Source organism: Mycoplana sp. BE70, from assembly GCF_031455855.1.
Classification (GTDB): Bacteria; Pseudomonadota; Alphaproteobacteria; order Rhizobiales; family Rhizobiaceae; genus Mycoplana.
In genome coordinates, this window is sequence record NZ_JAVDTM010000004.1 from 1 (window position 1) to 21,141 (window position 21,141).

The window sequence follows — 21,141 nt, forward strand, 5'->3', positions numbered from 1 at the left end:
GACCGTGAGCGTGCCGCCGACCGACGGCGCGTCGTCCTCGGTGATCTCACCCGTCACGTCGCCGGAGATCGTCGCACCGTCGTTGCTGCCGGTGACGGTGACGGTGATCGTCTGCGTCGTGCCGTCGATGGAGGCGACTTCCAGCGTCTCGTCGACGCTCTGGTCTTCCTTCAGCGCCTGGGCGCGGCCGTCGAGCGTGTAGGTCCATGCCCCCGTCGCCGCGTCGAAGGTGAAGCTGCCGTAGTTACCGACAAGCGTCGAAGCATCAGCAGCCTGGAAGCCGGCCTCGCCGGTATCGGCATCGGCGACCGTGAGCGTGCCGCCGACCGACGGCGCGTCGTCCTCGGTGATCTCACCCGTCACGTCGCCGGAGATCGTCGCACCGTCGTTGCTGCCGGTGATGGTGACGGTGATGATCTTTTCGGTGCCGTCGGCGGTCATCACGGCGAGTTCGTCGGTGTAGTCCTGGCCGTCGACGAACTCGTCATGGGCGGCGTTCATGGTGTAGGTCCAGGCGCCGTCGGCGGTGATCGAGAACGTGCCGTAGCCGCTGCTGCCGTTCACCTCGGTCTGCGCCACGAAGTCCGCCGAACCGTCAACGTCGGTGGCGTCGAGCTTGCCGCTGATGCTCTGCGCCGCATTCGTCTCGGTCAGTTCCTTCTCGCTCGTGCCGGTGATCACCGCCGCGTCGTTGGTGCCGGTGATGGTGACGGTGATCGTCTCCGTCACCGTGCCGTCGCTGCCGTTGTTGATGGTGACGTCGTAGGACTGGGTGACCGTCTGGCCCGCAGCCAGATGCTCGATGTCGGCGTCGGCGAGCGAGAACGACCAACCGACGCTATTGGCTCCCTGATCAACAGCATTGAGGCTGAAGCTGCCGAGGTAACCGCTGTCTTGCGCGGTGAAACTCGCCATGTGGTCGTCGAAGTCCGCGACGTCGGTGAAGGTCACCGTGCCGCCTGCCGTATGGGTGTTGATATTCTCGCCTGTGACTCCGTCAGCGATTTCGGTGACGGACCCGGCCTGGGCCGAAGAGGTGATATCAATGCTCATTTCAAGTCTCCCGTCTCTATACCTAGATTGCCGCCGTGCGGAGGCCCGGCGAGCCAGGTTGGCTTGCCGTTGCCCTCCGGGGCGCGTGAATGTTTTTGGTTGAATTGACGCTGCCCGGCGCGGAGTCGGTCCGCACGGGTCCGCCGTTTGTCGATCGCTATTCCGCCGCTTGCTCCCCTGCCTTCGCACAGACGATCGCCGCCCGCGGTGCCCGGACCGACTCCTGCCGGCCGGGACAACCGCCCGCGGCGCTGCGAAATCCTCCCCGCCATTCCGAAGCGCTTAATGAAGTGTTAACAGGCGGATTGGTGGCTCCGCCTCCCCCATTTGGGTGAGGCAGGTGAATTTATTTCGTGAATTGTACCGCTTTCGCATTATCCGCACGGTCGTCGTTGTCTGCTGCGGCGCGGCCGGCTGTGGCGCGCAGGCCCGATCCGGACCCGCGGACGGATGTGATCACCGGCTTCGGGCAGGCGATCGCGGATCGGTCCGCGGGGCGTGGCAAATGGCGCGCCGCAATGGGCGGATGATGGCTGGGGAACGGGTGATGCGGCCATCGCCGCTGTGGCCGTCCTGGTCTGGGGCGCCGACGCGCCCGCTGCAATCGGTTGCGCGTGAGAAAGCCGTTCGGCGGAGACGGGTATTTTGGAGTTATTCGGACGGAAATCCGTCCAACAGCTGCAACCGCGCCCGGCACTGCCGCATCCGCCGTGGCCGTTCGGTGGCTGGACGCACGGGATCTCTCGGCGGGATTTGCGCCGAACACGCGTTCGCGGTCTCGCACCCGGACGACGCGGCCGCGGCTTTTGCCTATCCTTGGCTGAAAACGGCTGCCCTTTCGGGCGACCGGTCTTTGGCCGTCAGCGCACCTGGTCCAGCAGGCGCTTGCACTCCAAGAGGTCGTAGAGCGCTTCCTGCAACAGCGCCCGGTCTTCCTTGCCGACGCTGCTCTTGCCGATCGACACCTCTGGTGCGTCGTCGCTGCCGCCGACGAAGGAGAAGAAGCGGCGGCTGGCGGGCGCCTTGGCGCGGCCGACGATCTGGTCGTCGTCGGCGGTCTTCGGCGCGGCCGGCTCGTCCTGGCTAGCGGCGGCCAGCGCCTCGACGGTCGCCAGATCGCCGCTGGCGATCGCCGCGACGAACTTGTTGCCGTTGTTTTTCAGAAGCTTCTGGACGCCCTTGATCGTGTAGCCGTGATCGTAGAGCAGATGGCGGATGCCCTTGAGCAGTTCGACGTCGTCGGGGCGATAGTAGCGCCGTCCGCCGCCGCGCTTCATCGGCTTGATCTGCGAAAACCGCGTCTCCCAGAAACGAAGCACATGCTGCGGCAGGTCGAGATCGTCGGCCACTTCGCTGATGGTGCGGAAGGCGTCGGGGCTCTTTTCCATCGGTACACCTCACCGAATGACGGGTTCGACTCAGAAGCCGGGATTCCGGCCAGCGAATCGTTGCATTTCAGCGGGTTGTGTCAGCTTTTTCAAGCGAAGATTTCGCAGCATCCACGGCCGCGAACGGTCATGGCGCCGACGATTGCTGCTTTTGCTTGGCCTTGCGTGCCGTGTGGGCCTTGAGAACCCGCTGCTTGAGCACGTTCGAGGCCTTGAAGGTCATGACGCGGCGGGGCGAGATCGGAACCTCCTCGCCGGTTTTGGGGTTGCGGCCGATGCGCTCGTTCTTGTCGCGCACCTGGAAGGTCGCAAAGGAGGACAGCTTCACGCTTTCGCCACGCACGATAGCGTTGCAAATCTCGTCGATGACGGTCTCGACGAGTTCCGCCGATTCGGTTCTGGAAAGGCCGACCTTACGAAAAACTGACTCGGCCAAATCTGCGCGTGTCACGGTTTTGCCGCTCATCTTCTCCCACCGTTTCTTATTGAAAGCGTTCGCTTATCAGGCAAGACTATTTCTCTTGCCCGCGCCGGTCAAGCGCCGTTGAAGTCCGGTGTGAGCCCATTTCGGCTACCAGCGCAAGAGCACCGCGCCCCAGGTGAAGCCGCCGCCCATCGCTTCCAGCAGCACCAGGTCGCCGCGCTTGATGCGACCATCGCTTGCAGCCGCAGCTAGCGCGAGCGGGATCGACGCAGCAGAGGTGTTGCCGTGCAGATCGACCGTAACGACGACCTTCTCCAGCGGAATGCCGAGCTTCTTCGCCGAGCCGTCGATGATGCGGCGATTCGCCTGGTGCGGCACCATCCAGTCGAGATCATCGACCGAAAGCCCCGTCGCATCAAAGGAAGCGACGATCACGTCGGTGATCATGCCGACGGCATGCTTGAAGACCTCGCGCCCCTCCATCCGCAGGTGGCCCACCGTGCCGGTGGTGGAAGGCCCACCGTCGACATAGAGCTTGTCCTTGTGGGTGCCATCGGAGCGCAGTTGCGCCGTCAGCACGCCGCGGTCGGCGACCGTCCCCTCGCCCTGCTGCCCCTCGAGCACGATGGCGCCGGCGCCGTCGCCGAACAGCACGCAGGTCGTGCGATCGGTCCAGTCGAGGATGCGCGAGAAGGTCTCGGCGCCGATGACCAGCACGCGCCGCGCCAGACCGCCACGGATATAGGCGTCCGCCGTGGTCACGGCATAGACGAAGCCGGAGCAGACAGCCTGCATGTCGAACGCGAACCCGTGCTGCATGCCGAGCCGGTTCTGGATGTTGACGGCCGTCGCCGGAAAAGTGTTGTCGGGCGTCGACGTCGCGACGATGATCAGGTCGATGTCGGCGACGGTCAGTCCGGCGTTGTCCAACGCGGCACGCGCGGCCGCTTCGCCGAGCGAAGCTGTCGTTTCCCCTTCGCCGGCGATATAGCGCTGGCGGATGCCGGTCCGTTGCACGATCCATTCGTCGGACGTGTCGACCATGCTTTCCAGCTCACGATTTGTGAGCACCCGCTTCGGGAGTGCCGTCCCGAAGCCGCGAACCACTGAACGGATCATCTGTCTTCCTATATCCCGTCGCTCATGCTGCTGGCCGCGCCTTCGACGGGTCGGTCCGCATGATATCTCTTGAGGTCGTTTTCGATCTTTTCCTTCAGGCCGTTACGAGCCATGTCGTAGCCGACATCGACCGCCGCAGCAAAGCCCTCCGCGTCCGTCCCGCCGTGGCTCTTGATGACGATGCCGTTCAGACCGAGAAACACCCCGCCGTTGACCTTGCGCGGATCCATCTTCTCCCGCAGACGGTCGAAGGCACTCTTGGCCAGGATGTAGCCGAGCTTTGCCAGCCACGTGCGCGACATGGCCGCGCGCAGGTATTCCGCGATCTGTCGCGCGGTGCCTTCCGCCGCCTTCAGCGCGATGTTGCCGGCAAAGCCTTCCGTCACGACCACGTCGACGGTGCCGCGGCCGATGTCGTCGCCTTCGACGAAGCCATAGTAGTCGATCGTGTCAAAATTGGCCTCACGGATCAGCTGGCCGGCGGCCTTGACCTCTTCCTGGCCCTTGATTTCCTCGACGCCGACATTGAGCAGGCCGAGCGTCGGGCGATCGACCTCGAACAGCGCGCGCGCCATGGCACCGCCCATGAGTGCGAAGTCGAACAACTGATTGGCGTCCGCGCCGATCGTCGCGCCGATGTCGAGCACGATGCTCTCGCCCCGCAGCGTCGGCCAGATGCCGGCAATGGCCGGGCGTTCGATGTTGGCCATCATGCGCAGGCAAAACTTCGCCATGGCCATCAGCGCGCCGGTATTGCCGGCCGAGACGGCGACGTCCGCCTCCCCCTTTGCAACCGCGTCCAGCGCCTTCCACATGGAGGACTTGCCGCGGCCACGGCGCAGCGCCTGACTCGGCTTCTCATCCATTCCGACGGCGAGTTCGCAGTGGGTGAACGTGCTGGCGTCCCTGACCTTGGGGTATTGCTCAAGCAACGGCCGGCATTGTTCTTCGATACCGAACAGGTGAAAATGAATGTCGGGATGACGTTCGAGTGCCTTGGCTATGCCAGGGATAACGACCTGTGGGCCGATATCGCCACCCATGACATCAACGGAAATTCTGACCACGCGAGTCTTGTCCTTTTCTCCAGCCCCCAGGGCGGAATTTCGGTCAAAATACCGCTTTTCGTCCGGGTGACAACCGAATTATCCAGGCCATGGATGCCCATTCAGTCCTTTTTCCAGTCTTTCAATACAGCAAATGGAGATGGCTTTCTGCCGCCCTCGTCGGTGTGCTCGATGTGACCGGAAAATACGACGCCCGCCTTGCGTGGATAGGGATCGATCGCCAACGCCGCGTATTCGGCAGCGACGACACCGACGTTGATCGTGTCTCCTTGAAAGAGCTCCGGACTGTCCGGCCCGTCCGGATCGAGCAGCATTTCGCCGCCCTCCACGTCAGGGTGCAGGGCAAGCTTGGAGCCCTCGGGAACAAATACGGCGTCGACCGGCTCGTCGATTTGCGACTCCACCGGATCCATCGTCACGACGCAGGACTGGACGATGTCGGCCTTCACCCTGCCCTTCACCCGGACGCCGTCCTTCTTCCAGCGCCGGACTTGCAGTTCGGCGGAAAAGGACCGCACCTCCCGAATGTCCCACTGGCGCGCGAGCGCGCGGCACTCGTCCGCGTCGGCGGCGATCTTCACCTCGACCGGATTAACGGAAATGTGTCCGACCTTCACGGAATAGGAAAATGGTGTCTCTTCGTCGTGCTTCATGATGTTTCCTCGGTGACGTGCACCGGTCAGTCCGTCGGGTCCGCGGCTGGCAATTGTGCGGTTCCGGTCTCGATGGTCAGTTCGTCCAGTGCCGCCAGGTGCGCTTCGGCGGCAAAGAAATAGCGTGCGAGTTCCTGCATATCGGGGGCCTCTTCCCCTGCATCAGGGTGAATATTGCGTCGCAACGCCTGCGCAAGGGCGTCACGATCCCCAGCATCGAGAGCGGCCGCGTAGGACTCGAGCCGGCCGTAGAAGCGGCCGGCGAGCTTCTTCATCCGTTTCGGCACGCCGACGTCACTGATGCCCAGTTCGCGGATCGAGTGATCGACATCCTGGAAGAACGCATCGATGATCTGCTGGGCGATCTCCTGTCCCGATGCGGCGGAGGCGCGCGTACGGCGGAAATAAAGGATCAGCACCCCCGACAGCATCTCGAAGCGCCCCATCACCGTGTCGGGCACCCCTAGCGCCTCGTAGAGAAACGGCTGGCGGGCTGCCGCCGTCAGAAGCGCGTATTGGCGTTCGACGATCCGCTGGTTGGCGTTTTTTTTCCTGAACAGGCCGAAAATCATCATAACGCCTAGTTTTGGCTGATTGAAGGAGAGCGAGCCGCCGGTGTCGTGTTGCATGACAGCCGAAGCTGGTTTACCGAAGCATGCACGAATTGCAATGGCTCGCCGGCCATCTTAGCCTCAAGGGGATTGTCGTTGAAGAGATGCTATTTCAGGACTGATATGATTTTTCTGCGCAACGCCACGATTGCCCTCGCCCTTTCCACCAGCGTCCTCGCCGGCTGCCAGACAGGTGAAGTCCTCAACCAGGGCTACATCGTTGACGAACAGACCCTGGCGCTTGCGCCTGTGGGTTCGTCCCGGGAACAGGTGTTGCTCTCGCTCGGGACACCTTCGACGACAGCCACCTTTGACACCGAGGTCTTCTATTACATCTCGCAGAAGCGCTCGCGCCCGGCCGCATTTATGAAACCGAAGATCATCGAGCAGAGCATCCTCGCCGTCTATTTCAACAAGGATGGCAACGTGGATCGGCTGGCGAACTACGCGCTGCAGGATGGCGTACCGTTCGACATGGTTTCGCGCACAACGCCGACCGGAGGCGTGGAAACCACCTTCCTCGGCCAGTTGCTGAAGGGCGGCGGCGACCCGAACGCGGCAATCCGCAACGCCCTCGCGAACAACCCGCAATAACCTGACGATTGAAGAGCAAAAAGGCCGCGGGACCTTCGCCCCGCGGCTTTCCATTTGACGTGCCGGTGCCTCAAGCCAGAACGGCCAGCAGCAGCAATGCCACGATGTTGGTGATCTTGATCGCCGGGTTGACGGCCGGGCCGGCGGTGTCCTTGTAGGGATCGCCGACCGTATCACCGGTGACAGAGGCCTTGTGGGCCTCCGAGCCCTTCATGTGACGCTGCCCGTCCTTGTCGACGAAGCCGTCCTCGAAGCTCTTCTTCGCATTGTCCCAGGCGCCGCCGCCGGAGGTCATCGAAATTGCGACGAACAGCCCGTTGACGATGACGCCCAGGAGCGAGGCGCCCAGCGCCGCGAAGGCCGAGGCCTTCGAGCCGGAGATCAGCAGCACGCCAAAATAGACGACGAGCGGCGCCAATACCGGCAGCAGCGACGGCACGATCATTTCCCGGATCGCCGCCTTGGTGAGCAGATCCACGGCGCGGCCGTAGTTCGGCTTGTCCGTGCCGGCCATGATGCCCGGCTTCTCCTTGAATTGCTTGCGCACCTCCTCGACGATCGCGCCGGCGGCACGGCCGACGGCCGTCATCGCGATGCCGCCGAACAGATACGGGATCAGCCCGCCGAACAGCAGTCCCGCCACGACATAGGGATTGGAGAGATCGAAGGAGATCTCACCGATGCCGGCGAAGTAGGGATACTTGTCGCCGTTGGCGGCAAAGTAGGACAAGTCGTTGGAGTAAGCGGCGAACAACACCAGCGCGCCGAGACCCGCAGAACCGATCGCATACCCCTTGGTGACGGCCTTGGTGGTGTTGCCGACGGCATCGAGCGCATCGGTGGACTTGCGCACTTCCGGCGGCAGGTGGGACATTTCAGCAATGCCGCCGGCATTGTCGGTGACCGGTCCGAAGGCGTCGAGCGCGACGATCATGCCGGCAAGGCCGAGCATGGCGGTCACGGCGATACCCGTGCCGAAGAGGCCGGCCAACTGGTAGGTGGAGATAATACCGCCGACGATGACGATCGCCGGCAGCGCCGTCGATTCCAGCGAAACGGCGAGCCCCTGGATGACGTTCGTGCCGTGGCCGGTGACGGAGGCCTGCGCGATCGAGTTGACCGGACGCTTGTTCGTGCCGGTGTAGTACTCGGTGATGACGACGATCAGCGCCGTCACCACGAGGCCCAGCAGGCCGCAGATGAACAGGCTCGTGCCGGTGACTTCGACGCCGCCGGCGGTACCGAGCGAACCCCAGCCAACGGTCAACGACGTTGCGGCGGCAAGCCCCAGGATCGACAGCAGGCCGGTGACGATCAGCCCCTTGTAGAGCGCCCCCATGATCGAGTTGTTCGTGCCCAGCTTGACGAAGAACGTACCGATGATCGAGGTGATGACGCAGGCCGCGCAAATGGCGAGCGGATAGATCATCGCGGTCGCGAGGATCGGCGTGCCGCCGAAGAAGATCGCCGCGAGCACCATCGTCGCCACCACCGACACCGCATAGGTCTCGAACAGGTCGGCTGCCATGCCGGCGCAGTCGCCGACGTTGTCGCCGACATTGTCGGCGATCGTGGCCGGATTGCGCGGGTCGTCCTCGGGAATGCCCGCTTCAACCTTGCCGACGAGATCGCCGCCGACATCCGCACCCTTGGTGAAGATACCGCCGCCGAGACGGGCGAAGATCGAGATGAGCGAAGCGCCGAAACCGAGTGACACGAGCGAATCGATGACCTCGCGCGAGGCGGGATCGTGGCCGAGCACCGACGTCAGGATCCAGTAGTAGATGGAGACCCCGAGAAGCGCGAGCCCTGCTACCAGCATGCCGGTGATCGCACCCGACTTGAAGGCAATCTCGAGGCCGGAGGCCAGGCTGACCGAAGCGGCCTGGGCCGTGCGGACGTTGGCGCGAACGGAGACGTGCATGCCGATGAAGCCGGCAGCGCCGGACAGAACGGCGCCAATCAGAAAGCCGAAGGCAGCGGTGGCCGACAGAAGAAGCCAGGCGGCAATGAAGACGACGACACCGACGACTGCAATGGTCTTGTACTGGCGGGTCAGGTAGGCCTGCGCCCCTTCCCGGATATAGCCTGCAATTTCCTGCATGCGGGCGTTCCCCTGATCGGCGGCAAGCACCGACCGCGTCGCCCAGATGGCATAAGCCACCGAGAGCAACCCGCATGCGATAACGCCCAATAAAATGGTCATTTCGCTATTTCCTCCTGTGAAGCCGCGTTCCGTTCCGCTGCGGCCATAAAAAACGCCAGCGGCCCGCTTGCCTCCTCACATGCGGGCAGTTGACGACGTGCAGAGAGTGCAAGTGCGAATCGCTTGCGTCAAGCCGCCTGCCGCAAATGGCTGGAAGAGTGTGTTTTGCTGTATAGGCGGTTCAACGGCGCCGGGTGCGCTCGCGGTAGGCTAACGCCAGGACGAGGAAGAGGCTGAAGCCCGCGACGGGCCAGAACACGAGGTTGATCGTCTGCCACCCATAGGCGCTGAACACCTTCCCGGACGAGAACGAGGCAAGGGCGACGGTGCCGAAGAGCACGATGTCATGAAAACCCTGGACCTTGTCGGCCTCGTGCGGCCGATAGCTCGAAGCGACGATCGCCGTCGAACCGATGAAACCGAAGTTCCAGCCGACGCCCAGAAGGATAAGCGCGCCCCAGAAGTTCCAAAGCTCGATGCCGGCATGGGCGATGACAGCACAGGCCATCAGCACCACCAGCCCGGCAGCGACCACCTTCTCCGTACCGAAGCGCTGGATCAGCATGCCGGTGAAGAAACTCGGTCCGAACATCGCCAGCACATGCCACTGGATACCAAGGGTGGCGAGCTCTTGCGAAAAGCCGCAGCCGATCACCATGGCGAGCGGCGCGCCCGTCATCATGAAGGTCATCAGCGCATAGCTCGATATGCCGCAGATCATGCCCGTCAGGAACCGCTGGGTCAAAACGATTTCCGCAAGTGGGCGTGCGGGCTCGGCATGCCCGGCTTTTGCCGCCGAGGCGTCCGGCAATCGCAGCAGCAGGAACAGCACGATCGCCGTGAGCGACAACGGCAGCATCGCAACGAAGGCGCCGGCGAAGAGGACGGGCTCGAAAAGGTCCTTGGTCAGGATCACCAGTTGCGGGCCGAGCACCGCGGAAATCACGCCGCCGGCAAGGATCCACGAAATCGCGCGCGGCTTGTAGAACGAGGGCGAGGCATCGGCGGCAGCGAAACGGATCTTCTGGGCGAACCCCGAGGATATGCCGATCAGCAGGAAGCCCACCGCCATCATCCAGAAGTCGGCGCGGAAAAGCGCAATCGCCGCCGTCAGTCCGCCGATGGCCGAAATCACGGCGCCGGCGACGAAACCATAAGCGCGCCCCAGCAGACGGGCCAGGATGGCGACCAGGATCGCCCCGAGCGAGACACCGATATTGAAGCCAGTCAGCGGCGCGGTGGCCAGCGACTTGTCTTCGCCAAGCAATTCGTAGCCGGCAATGCCGCCGATGGAGAAGACGATCGGCCCGGCGGAGGCAAGGATTGCCTGCGCCATGGTCAGCAGAAAGACGTTGCGGCGTGCGGACGAGAGTTCGCGTTCCAGGCCGTCTGCCACCACCGTCATTCCGTCACCCTATCCCCTTGCTTCGCCGCGCACCTGGCGGGCGATGCGGTCCAGGACGGCGTTGACGAGCTTCGGCTCCTCGTCCTCGAAGAATGCCTTGGCGATCTCGACATATTCCGTGACGATGACGGCAACCGGAACATCCTTGCGCTCCAGCATCTCGAAAGTGCCGGCGCGCAGGATGGCGCGGACGGTGGTGTCCAGGCGCGACAACGCCCAGTCGTCCTGTAGCGCGGCGCCAATCAACGGGTCGAGCTTGCGCTGATCGCGCACGACGCCGGAAACGACCGAGCGGAACCAGGAGGCGTCCGCCTTGAGATAGGTGTCGCCGTCGAGTTCCTGGCCGAGACGATGCGCCTCGTATTCGGCGACGATCTCGAGCACGCCGGCGCCACCGACATCCATCTGGTAAAGTGCCTGCACGGCGGCGAGACGGGCCGCGCCGCGCTGGTTTGCCTGCTTTACCGGCTGATCCGATTTACCCTTGGTCACGATTCGCCGCCCAGCTTCTTCTTGAGCTTGATCATGGTCAGCGCCGCGCGTGCGGCAAAACCGCCCTTGTCGCCTTCCGAGCGGCGGGCGCGCGCCCAGGCCTGCGCCTCGTTTTCCACCGTCAGGATGCCATTGCCGATCGGCAGCCCCTCGCTGACGGTCAGATCCATGATGGCGCGGCAGGATTCGTTGGCGACGATGTCAAAATGGTACGTCTCGCCGCGGATCACCATGCCGAGCGCAACGAAACCATCATACTCCGTTCCACCATAGTCCATGCCGTCGAGCGCCATTGAGATCGCCGCCGGGATTTCCAGGGCACCGGGAACCGTCACGACATCGTAGGTCGCGCCCGCTTCGTCGAGGGCGGTCTTGGCGCCATCGAGCAGCGCGTCGGCCATGTCGTCATAGAAGCGCGCCTCGACGACGAGGAGATGAGGGGTTTCAGCATTTGCCATGGGTCACCCGAACGTTGTGAGAGGAGGCACGCGGATCGTCGCGGCAGAGGCCGCGGTAAAACCACGACGGGGCGACGAAGGCAAGGAAATTCGGACATTTTCATTCAATTCCGGCACGTCGCCCGCATTACGCCGCTGTTGCCATGCTGGATATCTACGCCGCTCCCTGCATACTTGCCGTCGAAGGGAATCCACAACCACGCGAAGGAACCGAGGCCATGGCCGAAACTCGAAAGCCAGTCGTCAATCCGAAATCGCTGCAACTCGACCATTGGACGCAGGGAGACTTGTTCGAGTCACGCGACGCCTCTTTTGGCGCTCTCCTGGGCCTGAAGAACCTCGGCATCGGCTATGGCGAGGTTCCGCCGGGCAAGTCCGGCTGTCCGTTCCACAATCATCACGTGGAAGAAGAACTTTTCATCATCCTCGAAGGAACCGGCACCTATCGGTTCGGCAAGGACCGGTATCCGGTCGGCCCCGGCGACGTGCTCGGCGCCCCGGCCGGTGGCCCGGAAACCGCGCACCACCTGATCAACACCGGCGACGTGCCGCTCAAGTATCTCTCGATCTCGACGATGGCGGCGACGGAGATCTGCGAATACCCGGACTCCGGCAAGTTCCTGGCCAAGACGCGCCCGGACGCCGGCGGCCCCGCGCAATTCCGCTTTGTCGGACGGGCTGAAAGCGCAGTGGACTATTGGGAGGGCGAACCGGGCGCCTAGAGCCATTGATTTGCCAGAATCCGAACCTTCCCGATCGTCGGTCGGCTCCTTCTGATCCGTCCTTTGCAATTACCGGCAGCATCTGACAAAGGTGGTGGACAATACTTTGCCCACTGGAATGCCCCGTGATCGACCTTGCACTCCACGTTCTGCTTTTCCTGTTCATCGCCGCCTTTATTGCCGGATTCATCGATTCGATCGCCGGCGGGGGCGGCATGATCACCATTCCGGCCATGCTGCTTGCCGGCATACCGCCGCTACAAACGCTCGGAACCAACAAGTTGCAGGCGCTGTTTGGTTCCGGCTCCGCGACGCTGGCCTATGCGCGTGCGGGACAGGTGAACCTGCGCCGGCAATTGCCGATGGCGGCTTTGTCGGCCATCGGCGCGGCCCTCGGCGCCGCTGTTGCGACGGTGCTGCCGGGAGAAGTGCTGAAGGCGATCCTGCCGCTCCTGCTGCTCGGCATTGCCCTCTACTTCGCGCTCAAGCCGAACATCGGCGACGTCGACCGGCATTGGCGGCTGGCGGAACTGGCATTCGCCTTCACTGTCGTACCGCTGATCGGCTTCTACGACGGCGTGTTCGGGCCGGGCACCGGATCGTTCTTCATGCTCGCCTTCGTGACGCTCGCGGGCTTCGGCGTGCTGAAGGCGACGGCGCATACGAAACTGTTGAACTTCGGCTCCAACATCGGCGCCTTCGCCGTCTTCCTCGCCTACGGCGCCATGTTGTGGAAGGTCGGTTTCGTCATGGGCGCCGGCCAGTTCTTCGGCGCACAGGTGGGCTCGCGCTTTGCCATGAAACGGGGCGCGAAGATCATCAAGCCGATCCTGGTCGTCACGAGCACGGTGCTGGCGATCCGCCTCATGGCAGATCCCACGAACCCGCTGCGGCTGTGGCTCGGTTGGTAGGCTGCGGCAGATATTTCCGCCCACAACCGGCCTGCCTGCAGATGCGTCCGCCCCTCACCTGCCTGCGGCCATCCTCTCCCCGCAAGCGGGCAAGGAGCGATGGAGCCGCTTTGCTCTGCTTCGCGACGGGCGCCGTTTTGCCCCTTCTCCCCGCCCGCGAGAAGAAGGTCCCGGCAGGGGGATGAGGGGCATTACACGCTAAACGGATCTCAGAACTCGACGCCGATCTGGGCCTTGATGCCGGAACGGAACGGGTGCTTCACCAGTTCCATCTCGGTGACGAGGTCGGCGACCTCGATCAGTTCCTCCTTGGCGTTGCGGCCAGTCAGAACGACATGCGTCATGTACGGTTTTTCCGTCGACAGGAACTCGACGACCTCGGCGACGTCGATATAGTCGTAGCGCAGCGCGATGTTGATCTCGTCGAGCAGCACCATCGAGTTGCGCTCGTCGCGGATCAATTCCTTGGCCTTCTCCCAAGCCTTCTGCGCCATAGCGATGTCGCGGGCGCGGTCCTGGGTTTCCCAGGTGAAGCCCTCGCCGAGCGTGTAGAACTGGCAAAGATCGGAAAAGTGCTTCTCGATCAGTTCGCGTTCGCCGGTCACCATCGCCCCCTTGATGAACTGCACGACCGCGCAGGGCTTGGCATGGGCGATATGGCGGAAGATCATGCCGAAGCCGGCCGTCGACTTGCCCTTACCCTTGCCGGTGTGGACGATGACCAGGCCCTTCTCGTCGGTCTTCGTCGCCATGATCTTCTCGCGCGCCTGCTTCTTCTTCGCCATCTTTTCGGAGTGGCGGGCGAGTTCGGCCTCAGTCATGCCGGTTTCGGTTTCCGTGTCGCTCATCGAATGCTCCTCAATCATGCTTTGGCAGGTCATCGTCGCAGGCGAGCCACTGGACCCGCTCGCTCCAGAACCAGTGCTGGGTGATCGTCAGCCCCGACGCGTCGTCAAGCGCGCCGACATACAGGTCGATATCGTCGGGCCGGTCGTCGGTCTCGTAACTCATCGGCGAGCCGCATGCGCCGCAGAACCCGCGCGATACGCCTGGTGAGGAGGCGTAGTGACGCAACGCCGCGCCTTCGAAAACAACGTTCTCCCGAGCAACGCAGAAGAAGCTCGTCACCGGCGACGAGGTCGCCCGCCGGCAGCTCTCGCAATGGCAATGCCCGGTGCGGATGACGGGTCCGGAAACCCGAAAGCGCACCGATTTGCACAGGCAACGGCCGGAAAGCTCGGTCATGACGCCCTCCTCTTGTCGGCGATCCTCTCCAGCTCGAACCGGGCCGAGTTCGAGCGCGGCGACCAGAGGCCACGCTCGATGGCCTCGATCAGCCGATCGCACATCTCCTTCAAGGCCGATGGATTTTTTTCCGCCATGAAATCGCGCACACGATCATCAAGAACGTAGGCCTGATAGACGGCCTCGAAATGGTGATCCTTCACCGCTCCGGTCGTGGCGGCGAATGCGAACATGAAATCGACCGTCGCGGCCAGCTCGAACGCGCCCTTGTAGCCGTGGCGCATGACCCCGTCGATCCATTTCGGATTGACGACGCGGGCCCGCACGACCCGGCCGATCTCGTCCTCCAGCGTCCGCACCACCGGCTTTTCCGGGTGCGACAGGTCGTTGTGGTAGACGGTCGGTTGAGCGCCGGTGAGGTGCGCCACCGCCGCCGCCATGCCGCCCTCGAACTGGTAATACTCGTCGCTGTCGAGCAGGTCGTGCTCGCGGTTGTCCTGGTTCTGGATGATCGCCTGCAGGCTCTTCATCCGCGCCTCCAGTCGGTCGCGGCTGGAAACGTCCTCGCCCTCGCCGGCATAGGCATGTGCCCCCCAAGCCAGCCAGGCCTCGGCGAGATCGCCACGATCCTTCCAGAGCCCCTCGTCCATCATCGTCTGCAGGCCGGCGCCATAGCTGCCCGGCTTGGCACCGAAGACACGATAGCCGGCCTGCGCCCGCGCCTCGCTTTCGCTGGCACCGTCTCTGGCCAGGCTCGCCGCCTCGGCGCGCATGCGGGCGGCGATCGGGTTGTCCTTGCCGTCCTCATCGAGGGCGCCGATGGCGCGCACGGCCCGGTCGAACAGCGCGATCTGCTCCGGGAAGGCGTCGCGGAAGAAGCCGGAAATGCGCAGCGTAACGTCGACGCGCGGCCGGCGCAGCATCGCAGGCGGGACGATCTCGTAGCCGGTGACGCGGCGGGACACGGCGTCCCAGAGCGGCTTGGCGCCGATCAGCGCTAAGGCCTGGGCGATGTCGTCACCGCCGGTGCGCATGTTCGACGTGCCCCAGGCGGTGATGCCGAACGAGGTTGGCCACTCGCCGTGATCCTGCGCGTAGCGGGTCACGAGCAGTTCGGCGGATTTCTTGCCGAGCTCCCAGGCGGCCGGCGTCGGCACGGCGCGGCTGTCGACGGAATAGAAATTGCGCCCGGTCGGCAGCACGTCCGGCCGGCCACGCGTCGGCGCGCCGGAGGGACCCGGCTCGACGAAGCGGCCGTCAAGGCCCCGCATCAGCGCCGCCATCTCCGCTGCGCCGCAGGCTTCGATGGAAGGCCGTATCGAGGAGCCTACCTGGTCGAGGACGGCGCGGGTGGCTGTCCAGCCCTCCGGGCACGGCAGTTCGCCACTTACCAGCTTCGCCGCCAGCAGTTCGATGCGCTCGACCGTGTCGCCGGCGGTTCGCCAGGGTGCGTCGGTTTGTTCCCCGAGAATTTCGGGCCGTGGACCGCTCCAGGGGTCGGAGGGGACGCAGTCGAGCGGGTCGAAGGCGAAAGCTGCCTCGATTGCTTCCCGCACCTTGTCACCGCTGGAAAACGCATCCGCCGCGATGGCCCGTTGCAGGCTGGCATCACCGCCCTCGCCCAGCCCCCGCGGAACCCGCGCCAGCGCCAGCGTCAGGTCGGTCAGCAGCCGCCCCGACGGCGAGACGCCGAAGACATGCAGGCCGTCGCGGATCTGCATTTCCTTCAGGTCGCAAAGATAGGCGTCGAGCTTCTGCAGCGCCGCCTCCTCGCCGTCCGACTTGGCGATGCCGGCGTCCTGGTCGAGACCGATGTCGCGGACGAGGTCGAGGATCTGCTTGCTGAGAAGTTTGATGCGGCGGGGATCGCCGCCGGAGGCGTCGTAGTACTCGTCGACCAGTGCCTCCAGGTCCTTCAGCGGTCCGTAGGTTTCGGCGCGCGTCAATGGTGGGGTCAGGTGGTCGATGATGACCGCGGCGGAACGGCGCTTTGCCTGCGTGCCCTCGCCCGGATCGTTGACGATGAAGGGATAGAGATGCGGGAGCGGACCAAAGACCGCCTCCGGATAGCAGGTCTCCGACAGGGCCAGCGCCTTGCCCGGCAGCCATTCGAGGTTGCCATGCTTGCCGACATGGACAATCGCGTGGACGCCGCAGACCTCGCGCAGGTAGGCGTAGAAGGCGAAATAGCCGTGCGGCGGCACGAGGTCCGGCGAGTGATAGGTGTCCTTCGGGTCGATGTTGTAACCGCGCGCGGGCTGGATGCCGACAAGCGTCTCGCCGCTACGGGTCAGCGGCAGGGCGAAGACGTCCCCCTTGATGAAGGGATCGTCCTCCGGTTCACCCCAGCGGGCGATCACATCGTCCTGCATCGACTTCGGAAGAGAAGCGAAGAAGCACCTGTATTGATTCAACGAAATCGTCTCGCGGATTTCGCGATCTTCACCGGCCGAGTTCGTCGGACCGGCCATCAGGTGGCCCATCAACGCATCGCCGTCGGCCGGCAGATCACCGACCGCATAGCCATGCGCCTTCATCGCACGCAGGATTTCGAGCGTTCCAGCCGGCGTATCGAGACCGACACCATTGCCGAGCCGGCCGTCGCGGTTGGGGTAGTTCGCCATGACGAGTGCGATGCGGCGCTCGTCCGTCCTGGCCCGACGCAGACGCGCCCAATTGGCGGCAAGCTTCGCCGAGAAGCGGATGCGATCCTCGACCGGCTCCAGGCTGACGATGTTCGTCTCCACGGCAGCGTCCCAGCGCGCGGCGGCCTTGAAGGAGACAGCCCGGGCAAGCACCCGACCGTCCACCTCCGGCAGTGACACGTTCATGCCGAGATCGCGGGCCGTCAGTCCCTGCGCGGAGGCCTGCCAGGCGTCATGCGAGGAACTGGAAAAGATCACCTGCAGCACCTGCGCGCCCGTCTCGTCCAGCACCGTCGGCTTGCGGCTGCCGCCGGGCGCGGAGACTGCAAAGCTGGTGGCGTTCAACACCACGTCCGGCTGGGCGGCGGCGAAGGCGGCGCGCACCACTTCGATCGAGGCGGGATCCTTCAGGCTGGAGACGAAGAGCGGCAGCACCCGCACGCCCTCGGCCGCGAGCGCCTCGATCAGCAGCTCGACCGGCCCGGTCTCGCCGCTTTGCACATAGGCGCGATAGAAGCTGATCGCGACCACGGGCTTCTCCGGATCGTCGGAAGCGGCGGCTCCCAGCGAAAGCCTCTTCCAAGTCTCGACGTCGATGACACCCCGACCGGGCCACCAGATCCCGGCCTTTTCCAGCGGTTCCGCCGGAGAAGGCTTGTCCCCGCCGAACACCAACGCGTCGGCATAGTCGAGGAAGCGGGCGGCGTTTTCCGCCCCGCCCTCCGTGAGGTAGGCCCACAGCCGGAGCCGGTCCTCCTCGGTCACGCGGTTGAATTGCACAAGCCCGTCGTCCGGCCGGTCGTCACCGGGCAGGGCCACCAGCGTGATGTCGTTCGCCACCGCGGTCGCATGCAGTGCCTCGAGCACGTACTGGAAATAGCTGGCGCCGCCGAGCGCGCGGATGACGATCAGCTTCGCATGCCGCGCCGTGCGCTCAACATAGGTATCGACCGACATGGGATGGGCGAGCGAGGCAAGGCTGGCAAGCCGCAATCGCGTCGACACGTCGCGGCCACGATGCGCCGCCGCAATCGAAGCAAGCTCGGTATCGGCCGCCGAGAGGAACAGAATGTCGCCCTGCGACTGACCGAGATCGATCGCCTCCTTGCCGTCGGCGATCGTACCCTTTTGCGCTAGAAGGAGATGCAAGCCAGCCTCCCTTCCGCCGAACGCGTCGGCATCGTCCGCCCCCTCAGGCCGCCGCGGCGGCGATTGCGGCGCGTACGGCGGTTTCGTCCATGTCGTGCAGGCCGATGACGACGAGACGCGTGCCGCGCGTTTCGCCGGCCTGCCAGGCGCGCTCGAAATACTGGTCAATGCGGCTGCCGACCGCCTGGATCAGCAGGCGCATCGGCTTGCCGGGCACGTCGGCAAAACCCTTGAGCCGCAGGATGTCGTGCGCGCCGATCACGCCCTTCAGCCGTTCGACGAAACCTATCGGGTCGGCGATGGCGCCGAGTTCGACGACGAAGCTCTCGAACTCGTCATGGTCGTGGTCGTGCTCCTCGCCGTTCTCGTGCTCCAGATCATGATGCGACTTGCGGTTGGCAATGTCGTCCTCCGTGCCGATCCCGAGGCCGAGCAGGACGGCCGCGGCGACATCGCCGTTCCGCGCTTCGATCATCACCGGCTTGCGGGTGATACGGGAAGCAACCTCCTCGCGGACCGCCTTCAAGCCGGCGGCATCGATCAGGTCGGTCTTGTTGAGGACGATCAGGTCAGCGGCAGTCAACTGGTCCTCGAAGAGCTCCTCCAGCGGGCTTTCGTGGTCGAGGTTCTCGTCCTGGGTCCGCAATGCATCGACCTTGTCGTGGTCATCGGCAAACCGGCCGGCGGCAACGGCCGCGCTGTCGACCACGGTGATAACGCCGTCGACCGTCACCTGCGTCTTGATCTCCGGCCAGTTGAAGGCGGCGACAAGCGGCTGCGGCAGCGCCAGGCCGGACGTCTCGATGACGATGTGGTCCGGGCGGTTCTCGCGCTCGAGCAGCTTCGACATGGTCGGGATGAAGTCGTCGGCAACGGTGCAGCAGATGCAACCGTTGGTCAGCTCGATGATATCGTCCTCGCTGCAGGCTTCGGCCCCGCAGCCCTTTAGCACGTCGCCGTCGACGCCGAGGTCGCCGAACTCGTTGATGATCAGTGCGATCCGCTTGCCGTTGGCGTTCTGCAGCAGGTTGCGGATCATCGTCGTCTTGCCGGCGCCGAGAAAGCCGGTGATGACGGTGGCGGGAATCTTCTGCTGGAGCATGGCTCAACCCTTCATTTTCAGCGGCAGGCCTGCCGCGACAAAATAGACTTCGGTGGCAAGCGAGGCCACCTGTTGGTGCAATCGGCCGGCATGGTCGCGGAATTCGCGCGCCATCTTGTTGTCCGGCACGATGCCAAGGCCGACCTCGTTCGAGACGAACACCACCCGGCCGGGCGTGGTGACGATCGCCGCGGCAAGATCGTCGAAGGCCGCCTTTATGTCGTGCCCTTCCAGCATCAGGTTCGTCACCCAAAGCGTCAGGCAATCCACGAGCAGGACCCGATCCTTGCGCGCCGTGTCGTTGATGCGCTCCGGCAGCGCCAGCGGCTCCTCGTGCGTAACCCAGCCGTGGCTGCCCCGCTGCGCCCGGTGCTGCTCGATGCGCTCGCGCATTTCATCGTCCCAGGCCCTGCCCGTCGCGATGTAATGCTTCGAGACGCCGGTTTCCGCAGCCAGTCTTTCCGCGAATGCGGATTTTCCGGAACGGGCACCGCCCAGAACCAGGACGGCTCCGGGCGATACGGTTTTCATCAGGCTGCCTTGACGATCTTCTCGTTGGCAAAGCCGAGCGAGAGGCCGAGTACGATCCAGAAGAACAACGTCGTGGCGAGGGCCGCGACGGCGAACTCGGCGCCGAGGACGGCCGGCACGTTGCTAGCCAGATCCGTCGGCTGCGGCGCGCCGTAGACGTGCGGGGCCGCGATCAGGGCGATACCGGCAACTTTGGCACCCAGGCCATCCTTCAGGATCAGCAGGTAGAGACCGCCTGCCGATAGCGCCACCGTCACAAGCCACCAGACCTGTCTCTCGGCAAGGTCGGCTGCCGGAAAGCCCGGAAGCTCCGGCGGCAGGCCGATGGCCGGTAGCAGATGCACGGCAAGCCAGCCGGCCGCCCCCCAGAGAGCGCCGTTTGCGACCGTGATCGGGTTGCCGGTCACGAGGCTGAAGCCTGCGAGAAGCAGGGCAAAGCCCGCCCCCGCCACCAGATTGGCAAGCAGCGTGCCGGAGAACCGGCTCATGCCGAACATGATGCCGCCCTCGTCCTCACCGTGCTCGCCGCTGTGCGCGTAGGCGACCGAAACCGGCGAGAGATAGCCGGCGATTTCGGACAGAACCGCGCCGACGCCGAGCGCGGAATGCTCTTGCGTCGCCTCGGGCTGGGCTTCGGTGGGCTGGACTTCCGTACCGGCCGGAGCAGGCGCAGCTTCGCCGCCTTCATACTCTTCGGCATGAAGAATGAGCGGAATCACTCGCGCCTCCTGGGCGGCCGTCATCAGGGCGCCGGAGAACAACCCGGCCACCAGAGCGGCCAGGAGATATTTGACGATCATGTCACCCCCCTTAGTGGCAGGGGAAGCCGTAGGAGTGGCGCGTGTCGTGCGCGGTATCGTGCAGGACCGACGAATTGGCGAGGCCTGCGCCGAACACCAGAAAACCGCCGAGCAAAAGCGCAACGAGACCGGCATAGAGACGATCGTTGAGAGACAGGGAAACAGAAGAAGAAACGTGAGCAGCCATGACAACCTCCGTGCTGGCAACGGGGAACATCCCCAGGGCGGGCACTATGCCCTTCATTGGAGGCAGGTCTCCTGGCTCGTGGCGTCAGGCGCATTTGCGCCGGCGGCTACCCTCGCCTTCCCGGGAAAAAGCGGCATGAGAGGCGGACGATTCGTAGAGATAGAGGCGTCCAGACCCCGGTTCATCATGCCGCCACCCAGTGGCTTTGCCGGTCGTTTCCGATCGGCTGGATAGGCCTCGCCACTCTACAGTCGCGGGGTCGGCCGTGATTGGAGCGCCCTGGTTGGGTCCACCCCGTCACATTCCCATTTACGCGCCCGTCCGTTTCCGGACCGGCGCGCCATCCAATAGGCGATGAATATGCCTGACAGTTGCCGAA

Annotated in this window: 21 protein-coding genes and 1 riboswitch; of the genes, 3 read left to right on the forward strand and 18 right to left on the reverse strand. The window is 64.3% G+C overall.

Features of this window, described 5'->3' with window-relative positions:
* From J2Y48_RS08520 to J2Y48_RS08550, 7 genes are all read right to left on the reverse strand, one after another.
* A partial coding sequence (locus J2Y48_RS08520; RefSeq protein ID WP_310415756.1) for a VCBS domain-containing protein occupies positions 1–1,053 on the reverse strand: 1,053 nt, incomplete at its 3' end.
* A gap of 860 nt (positions 1,054–1,913) precedes the next feature.
* Complete coding sequence (locus J2Y48_RS08525) at positions 1,914–2,441, reverse strand: MerR family transcriptional regulator (protein WP_310415759.1); 528 nt, start codon at positions 2,439–2,441, stop codon at positions 1,914–1,916.
* A gap of 127 nt (positions 2,442–2,568) precedes the next feature.
* Positions 2,569–2,907, reverse strand: a complete 339-nt coding sequence (locus J2Y48_RS08530; RefSeq protein ID WP_310415762.1) for an integration host factor subunit alpha — start codon at positions 2,905–2,907, stop codon at positions 2,569–2,571.
* A gap of 105 nt (positions 2,908–3,012) precedes the next feature.
* Positions 3,013–3,984 (reverse strand): beta-ketoacyl-ACP synthase III, encoded by a 972-nt coding sequence (locus J2Y48_RS08535; RefSeq protein ID WP_310415765.1) that lies wholly within the window; start codon positions 3,982–3,984, stop codon positions 3,013–3,015.
* A gap of 8 nt (positions 3,985–3,992) precedes the next feature.
* Positions 3,993–5,051 carry a phosphate acyltransferase PlsX gene (gene plsX / locus J2Y48_RS08540; protein ID WP_310415767.1) on the reverse strand — a complete coding sequence of 353 codons (1,059 nt, stop codon included), beginning with the start codon at positions 5,049–5,051 and terminating at the stop codon, positions 3,993–3,995.
* 101 nt (positions 5,052–5,152) lie between these two features.
* A complete protein-coding gene (locus tag J2Y48_RS08545) occupies positions 5,153–5,704 on the reverse strand; it encodes a DUF177 domain-containing protein (RefSeq protein WP_310415770.1) in 552 nt (183 codons plus the stop codon).
* A gap of 26 nt (positions 5,705–5,730) precedes the next feature.
* Complete coding sequence (locus tag J2Y48_RS08550) at positions 5,731–6,333, reverse strand: ubiquinol-cytochrome C chaperone family protein (protein WP_310415772.1); 603 nt, start codon at positions 6,331–6,333, stop codon at positions 5,731–5,733.
* 72 nt (positions 6,334–6,405) lie between these two features.
* On the opposite strand from J2Y48_RS08550, the gene J2Y48_RS08555 reads away from it, so the two are divergent.
* Complete coding sequence (locus J2Y48_RS08555; protein WP_310416770.1) at positions 6,406–6,909, forward strand: outer membrane protein assembly factor BamE; 504 nt, start codon at positions 6,406–6,408, stop codon at positions 6,907–6,909.
* A 70-nt stretch (positions 6,910–6,979) separates the two neighbouring features.
* Here the strand turns inward: J2Y48_RS08555 and J2Y48_RS08560 are convergent, their stop codons facing one another.
* From J2Y48_RS08560 to ribH, 4 genes are all read right to left on the reverse strand, one after another.
* Positions 6,980–9,115: a sodium-translocating pyrophosphatase gene (locus tag J2Y48_RS08560; protein ID WP_310415775.1), complete on the reverse strand. Its 2,136-nt coding sequence runs from the start codon at positions 9,113–9,115 to the stop codon at positions 6,980–6,982.
* Positions 9,116–9,296: 181 nt separating this feature from the next.
* Positions 9,297–10,520, reverse strand: a complete 1,224-nt coding sequence (locus J2Y48_RS08565; protein WP_310415777.1) for an MFS transporter — start codon at positions 10,518–10,520, stop codon at positions 9,297–9,299.
* 9 nt (positions 10,521–10,529) lie between these two features.
* Positions 10,530–11,012 (reverse strand): transcription antitermination factor NusB, encoded by a 483-nt coding sequence (gene nusB, locus J2Y48_RS08570; protein WP_310415780.1) that lies wholly within the window; start codon positions 11,010–11,012, stop codon positions 10,530–10,532.
* Entirely contained in the window at positions 11,009–11,470 is a 462-nt protein-coding gene (ribH, locus tag J2Y48_RS08575; protein ID WP_310415783.1) for a 6,7-dimethyl-8-ribityllumazine synthase, read from the reverse strand. The genes nusB and ribH overlap by 4 nt, the downstream gene beginning before the upstream one ends.
* A 218-nt stretch (positions 11,471–11,688) precedes the next feature.
* Here ribH and J2Y48_RS08580 point away from each other — a divergent pair, with 218 nt between their 5' ends.
* Together J2Y48_RS08580 and J2Y48_RS08585 are read left to right on the forward strand one after the other, a co-directional pair.
* On the forward strand, positions 11,689–12,192 hold the full coding sequence (locus J2Y48_RS08580) for a cupin domain-containing protein (protein ID WP_310415786.1): 504 nt from the start codon (positions 11,689–11,691) through the stop codon (positions 12,190–12,192).
* 125 nt (positions 12,193–12,317) lie between these two features.
* On the forward strand, positions 12,318–13,103 hold the full coding sequence (locus tag J2Y48_RS08585) for a TSUP family transporter (RefSeq protein WP_310415788.1): 786 nt from the start codon (positions 12,318–12,320) through the stop codon (positions 13,101–13,103).
* Positions 13,104–13,312: 209 nt separating this feature from the next.
* Here J2Y48_RS08585 and cobO read toward each other — a convergent pair whose 3' ends face one another.
* From cobO to J2Y48_RS08620, 7 genes are read right to left on the reverse strand one after another with little or no spacing between them, the layout of a single operon-like run.
* Complete coding sequence (gene cobO, locus J2Y48_RS08590; protein ID WP_310415790.1) at positions 13,313–13,951, reverse strand: cob(I)yrinic acid a,c-diamide adenosyltransferase; 639 nt, start codon at positions 13,949–13,951, stop codon at positions 13,313–13,315.
* 10 nt (positions 13,952–13,961) lie between these two features.
* Positions 13,962–14,348, reverse strand: coding sequence for a GFA family protein (locus J2Y48_RS08595; protein ID WP_310415794.1), 387 nt, complete (start codon positions 14,346–14,348; stop codon positions 13,962–13,964).
* Positions 14,345–18,142: a cobaltochelatase subunit CobN gene (cobN, locus tag J2Y48_RS08600; protein ID WP_310415797.1), complete on the reverse strand. Its 3,798-nt coding sequence runs from the start codon at positions 18,140–18,142 to the stop codon at positions 14,345–14,347. Before cobN ends, J2Y48_RS08595 begins: the two co-directional genes overlap by 4 nt.
* A gap of 43 nt (positions 18,143–18,185) precedes the next feature.
* Positions 18,186–19,244 (reverse strand): cobalamin biosynthesis protein CobW, encoded by a 1,059-nt coding sequence (gene cobW / locus J2Y48_RS08605; protein ID WP_310415801.1) that lies wholly within the window; start codon positions 19,242–19,244, stop codon positions 18,186–18,188.
* Between the two features lie 3 nt (positions 19,245–19,247).
* Positions 19,248–19,775 (reverse strand): bifunctional adenosylcobinamide kinase/adenosylcobinamide-phosphate guanylyltransferase, encoded by a 528-nt coding sequence (gene cobU / locus J2Y48_RS08610; protein ID WP_310415804.1) that lies wholly within the window; start codon positions 19,773–19,775, stop codon positions 19,248–19,250.
* Positions 19,775–20,575 carry a CbtA family protein gene (locus J2Y48_RS08615; RefSeq protein WP_310415807.1) on the reverse strand — a complete coding sequence of 267 codons (801 nt, stop codon included), beginning with the start codon at positions 20,573–20,575 and terminating at the stop codon, positions 19,775–19,777. Before J2Y48_RS08615 ends, cobU begins: the two co-directional genes overlap by 1 nt.
* Positions 20,576–20,585: 10 nt before the next feature.
* Positions 20,586–20,762: a CbtB-domain containing protein gene (locus J2Y48_RS08620; protein WP_310415810.1), complete on the reverse strand. Its 177-nt coding sequence runs from the start codon at positions 20,760–20,762 to the stop codon at positions 20,586–20,588.
* 43 nt (positions 20,763–20,805) lie between these two features.
* Positions 20,806–21,122: riboswitch (cobalamin riboswitch) on the reverse strand.
* Between the last annotated feature and the right edge of the window lie 19 nt (positions 21,123–21,141).